Below are 5,057 nucleotides of genomic sequence, written 5' to 3' on the forward strand. Positions count from 1 at the left end.
TGCTTGCGGCGCAGTTGACGCCCGCGTCGGCCGTGCCGATGGCGCCGCAAGCGCTTGCGGATATTCGCCGAGCAACACCCCAATTGCGTTGATGAGCTTCGCTTCCTGCTGCTCTTGCTGCGGGATATCGGCGGCGTTCGATTCAGCCTGACTCTGAGCATTGGCAACATCCAGATCCGTGGCGAGTCCATGCTTCGCGCGCTCGTTCGTGAGTTCCACAGTGCGCTGCGCGAACGCCAGATTTTCTCGCGTGATCCGCAGCTTCTCCTGCGTCCCGCGCAGATTCAGATAATCGCGGGCAACTTCGGCAGCAGTCGAGACGATCGCGTCATGCCGCGCTTCGTTTTGGGCATCGGCGGTGGCGCTCGCGTTTTCTGCAGTGCGCCGGACGCGGCCCCAGAGGTCGAGTTCCCACGATGCATCGAAGCCATACTGGAACAGGTTGAACGGCGGCAGTGCGCTTCCCGTCGATTGCGTCGGCACACCGCCCTGCCGTCCACCGAGCCCATTTGTATCAGTGGCCGATGGCGACCCGCTGCCCCCGAGCAGACCGATGACACCATCGGCGCTCTGAAGCTCGCGTGTGTATGACGCGTTGCCATTGAGCGTAGGGAACTCATCCGCTTTCGCCTGCCCAAGTTGCGCACGCGATTCGGCGACCCGTGCCGCCGCGACCTTGATATCCAGATTACTGTCTATAGCGCGCTTGACCAGCTCCGTCAAAAGCGGATCGCCGAAGCTGTTCCACCACAGCGGATCGATCGGCTCGGGTACCGCAACCGAGCTCGTGTCGTCAGTTTTGGCCGGCGGGGACCATTGCGGCGTCTGCAGCGCGGGATGCTCGAAGTTGGGCCCCATCGTGCAGGCGGACAGGAAGACGACAAACGGAATCCATCGATAATCAATGCGCATTGACCTGTGCCCCCTTCGGCAGCTTCGGCAACAACAAACAGATGGGACACAGCACGAGCGAAATGACGCCCAGCGTGATGAACACATCGAGGTAACTCAAGACAGACGCCTGCTGCTCGACCCTGCTGGCAATCGATCCGAGCGAATTGACAAAGCCGTTGTATGGCGTGATGTGCTCGGCAAGCCTCGCATGGTGGAACTGGTCCCGCCACGCGAGCTGCGTTGTCACCAGCGACACACCGAAACTGCCGCCAAGATTGCGCATCATGTTGATGAGCGCCGACGCGTTGTTGTTTTCTTTCGGCGGAATGCCGATGAACTGCACGGTCGAAAGCGGAATGAAGAGGAACGGCAGCCAGATGACCTGATAAAGCCGCGACAACGATACATCCCAGAACCCGATGTTCAGATTGAGCCCGGCGGTATGAAGCAGTGCGACGCCGGTGCCCGCGAGCGACATCATGACGAGCCATTTGGGCTGGAACACGCGCCCGGTCACTACGCCGGCAATCGGCATGAAGAACAGCGTGACGAGGCCCCCAAGACCCAGCGTCAAACCGGCATTGGTTGCGTCGTAACCCAGCAGTTCCTGCGTGAATTGCGGGAGGATCTGCGTCGTGCTGTTGATGATGAAGCCGAACGCGAACATCACGCTGCAACTGATGGCAAACGCCCGCGATTTGAAAAGCCGCAGGTTCACGATCGGCTGGGCCACGGTCAGTTCGCGAATGACCAGCGCGATCAGCGCAACGCACGCGACCGCCGAAAACGAACAGATGAAGTTCGATGAAAAGCCGTCCTCGCGTTCGAACTTGTCGAGCACGATCTGCAGGCAGCCGAAACCGACCGCCACCAGGAAGAACCCGAGATAGTCGATTCGCAGCCCTTTATCGAGCAGCGCACGCCGCTCCTGCTGCACGAGCTTGCTGTCGCTCACGAACATCCACGTGAGCACCAGCGACACCATTCCCACCGGCAGGTTGATCAGGAACACCCAGTGCCACGAGTAGTTCTCGGTGATCCAGCCGCCGAGCATCGGTCCGATGGCGGGTGCCGTGACGACCGTGAAGCCGTACAGCGCGAATGCCATCGCGCGTTTTTCGGGTGTGAACGTGTCAGCGAAAATGCTTTGCTCGACAGGCGCCAGTCCACCGCCGCCAAGCCCTTGCAGCACGCGAAAGACGATCATCATCGGCAACGAGGTCGCGAATCCGCACGCCACCGAACTGACCGTGAACAGCAACACGCAGATCATGTAGAACCGCTTGCGGCCGATCACGTTTGCGAGCCAGCCGCTGATCGGCAAGACGATCGCGTTGCTCACGAGATAGCTGGTCGTGATGTACGTGCTCTGGTCGAGACTCGCGCCCAGTCCGCCGGCAATATGCCGGAGCGCCACGTTCGCGATGGTGGTGTCGAGCACTTCCATGAAGGTCGCAATCGACACGATGACCGCGATCAGCCACGGGTTGAACGGCCCCGCCGCCGACCGGGGCAACGCTACGTGAGTGGTGGCCATGCTTATCGCACCGTCACGCGTGGGCTGACCGAAAGGCCGGGCGCGAGCGGCAGATGACGCCAGTCGTCGCCATCGAAGACGATCTTCACAGGCAGGCGCTGCACGACCTTCACGTAATTACCCGTCGCGTTTTCCGCGGGCAGGCTGCTGAACACCGAACCCGTCCCGCGCTGGAGGCTTTCCACGTGCGCGTGAAGGACAGTGTCCGGATAAGCATCGACGGTGACATCGACCGCTTGCCCCACGTTCATGTGAACGAGCTGCGTCTCCTTGAAGTTGGCGGTGACCCACATCTCGTCGGGCACGACCGCGACCAGCGCCTGACCGGGCGTGACGTAGTTGCCGAGGTTCACGGTGCGGCGCGTCACCTTCCCGGCTTGCGGCGCGAGCACTTCCGTGTAGCTCAGTTGCAGCCTGGCGTTGTCGACATCGGCATGATTCTGCCGCACCGACGCCAGCGCGGCATCGATCTTCGTTTTCTGCGATGCAACCTGCGCCTCGCCCGCCTGGACCGCCTGTTTTGCGCTGTCGAGCTTGGCAAGCGCGCTCTTGGTCGTCGCCTGGCTTTGTTCGAGTTGCTGGCGCGTGATGGCGGCGGGGTCCGTTCCCGTGAAGCGGGTCAGGTCCTGCTGCGCCTGCGTCAGGTCGGCTTGCGCCACGCGCACTTGCGAGATCTGTTGCGCCAGGCTCGCCGTCTGGTAAAGCAGGTCGGCACGCGCCTGCGCGACTTGCGCCACGGCATTGGCTTCCTGCGCTTCGGCTTGTTCGAGCTTCACTTCAAAGTCGCGCCGGTCGATGCGCAAGAGCGGCTGATTCTTCTCGACATGCTGGTTATCGGCTACAAGCAGTTCGATGACCCGCCCGCTCACCTGCGACGCGATCTGGCTCTGATTGCTGTCAATGAAAGCGTCGTCAGTGCTTTCGTAATGCCGGCTGTGCAGCCAGTACGCCACGCCCGCAACCACGCAAACCAGCAGCACCACGCCACCGATCACCGCGTTCAGGCGCTTGCGCCCCGGGCTCATCGGCTTGGATGTTTCCTGTTCCTGCCCCTTTGTTTGCGCGTCGTCGCCTTCGGGCTTTTCGCCGCCGGAGGGCGTACTGTTTTCGCTTTCACTTCCGGCCATTGCATTCTCCAAAATAATATTGAGATGCATTCTACAATAGAACGGAACGGTATCGTTCTATTCAAAAAGCCTGCGATAATCCGGTCAGGTAATTAGCGAAGGAACAGTTGTGAGCCGCACCCCGAAAAGTGTTGATGCAGATGTCTCGCCCTGCCCGATCAGGTCGATCTTCTCGCGCAAGAAAGGCCGTCCGTCGAACGCAATGGCGGGCGACGTCGAAGAGCGGATCCTCGATGCCGCCACGGCCATGTTCCTTCAGCACGGGTTCGGCGGGGCATCGCTTGAACGTATCGCCGAGGCGGCGGGCGCGGGCAAGGCGACGCTCTACAGCCGCTATAGCGGCAAGGAAGCGCTGTTTTCGGAAGTGGTCAAGCGCAACTGCGAACGCAGTCTGCAACTCGTGTATGACGCGCCGCAATCGGCGGAACTCCCGCAACGGCTCGTTGCCGTGACGCAGACGCTCGTCACGCGCTTGCTGAGCGACGAAGTGATCGCGCTCATACGGATGGTGGTGGCGGATGCGCCGCGGTTTCCATCGCTGGCGAAACTCACGAGCGACGCCGGCAGGTCGCGCGCAGTCGAAGCGGTGGCGACCATGATCGCCGAACACTCGGGACGCTCCCTCGACGCCCGCACACGGGCCGCGAACAAACGGCACGCGCACGCGTTGGCAACCCAACTCCTGGATGCAATCGTCTCCCCGATGCTAATGCGAGGCTTGATGGGTGAAGACCTCGATGAAATCCGCGGAGATATCCGCTCGCATGTGAAGCAGACGGTCGCGCTTTTCGTGGCGGCCGACGCGCTGCACGCTTTTCTGTAAGCGTTCGACGGCTTGGGCACATACTTGTATATTAATGAGACAGCTTGCCGTCAGGGCCGCAGGTCACCTTGTCAGTGTGGGTCTATCGATTAGAAGAAACAGGCTAAACCATGAAATACAAGGATTATTACGCCGTGATGGGTGTCCCGCGAACGGCCACCGAGGCGGAAATCAAGACTGCGCATCGCAAGCTCGCGCGCAAGTTTCACCCGGACCTGAACAAGGACGCGGACGCCGAGTCACGCTTCAAGGAGGTAGGCGAGGCGTATCAGGTGCTGAGAGACGCGGAAAAGCGCGCCGCATTCGATGCCCTCGGCACGGGTCTCAAAGATGGCGATGAGATTCGTCCGCGCCCGGATGTCAGCGATGGTTTCGAGTATCAGGGAGCCGGCGGCGCGCAGGATACGGACGACTTCTTCAGCGATCTTTTCGGTGCGCGCCAACGCCATGCGCCGCGCTCCCAATCGTTCGACTGGCGCGGCGAGGACCATCACGCGCGGGTATCGGTGAGCCTGGAGGACACGTACAACGGCGCGCAGCGGACTTTTACGCTGCAAATGCCATCCGTCGATGACCACGGACGCGTCACTTATCAAACCCGCACGCTCGATGTATCGATTCCGAAAGGCATTCTCGACGGCCAGCGCCTCCGGCTCGCTGGCCAGGGCGGCGCCGA

5 protein-coding genes are annotated in these 5,057 nt (G+C 61.4%); 2 read left to right on the forward strand and 3 right to left on the reverse strand.

Annotation, left to right across the window (positions count from 1 at the left end; translation table 11 throughout):
* The 3 genes from ACRXB1_RS30055 to ACRXB1_RS30065 form a co-directional block, all read right to left on the reverse strand.
* Positions 1-912 (reverse strand): TolC family protein (locus ACRXB1_RS30055; protein WP_449494111.1); only part of this gene is annotated, 912 nt, incomplete at its 3' end.
* The gene (locus ACRXB1_RS30060) at positions 902-2,431 is read right to left on the reverse strand and encodes a DHA2 family efflux MFS transporter permease subunit (protein ID WP_062001089.1); all 1,530 of its coding nucleotides are present in this window, start codon (positions 2,429-2,431) and stop codon (positions 902-904) included. The genes ACRXB1_RS30060 and ACRXB1_RS30055, both read right to left, overlap by 11 nt.
* Positions 2,432-2,433: 2 nt before the next feature.
* Entirely contained in the window at positions 2,434-3,558 is a 1,125-nt protein-coding gene (locus ACRXB1_RS30065; protein ID WP_075360359.1) for an HlyD family secretion protein, read from the reverse strand.
* 109 nt (positions 3,559-3,667) lie between these two features.
* Here ACRXB1_RS30065 and ACRXB1_RS30070 point away from each other — a divergent pair, with 109 nt between their 5' ends.
* A complete protein-coding gene (locus tag ACRXB1_RS30070) occupies positions 3,668-4,381 on the forward strand; it encodes a TetR/AcrR family transcriptional regulator (protein ID WP_449494112.1) in 714 nt (237 codons plus the stop codon).
* A gap of 110 nt (positions 4,382-4,491) precedes the next feature.
* Positions 4,492-5,057, forward strand: a 566-nt coding sequence (locus ACRXB1_RS30075) for a DnaJ domain-containing protein (protein ID WP_449494113.1), incomplete at its 3' end; no start/stop codon positions are given.

The organism is Caballeronia sp. M23-90 (assembly GCF_053574605.1).

Bases quoted from the DNA above. Each gene is read 5' to 3' on its own strand.
- ACRXB1_RS30065 (WP_075360359.1), bottom strand. From the start codon at position 3,558: ATGGCCGGAAGTGAAAGCGAAAACAGTACGCCCTCCGGCGGCGAAAAG.
- ACRXB1_RS30060 (WP_062001089.1), bottom strand. From the start codon at position 2,431: ATGGCCACCACTCACGTAGCGTTGCCCCGGTCGGCGGCGGGGCCGTTC.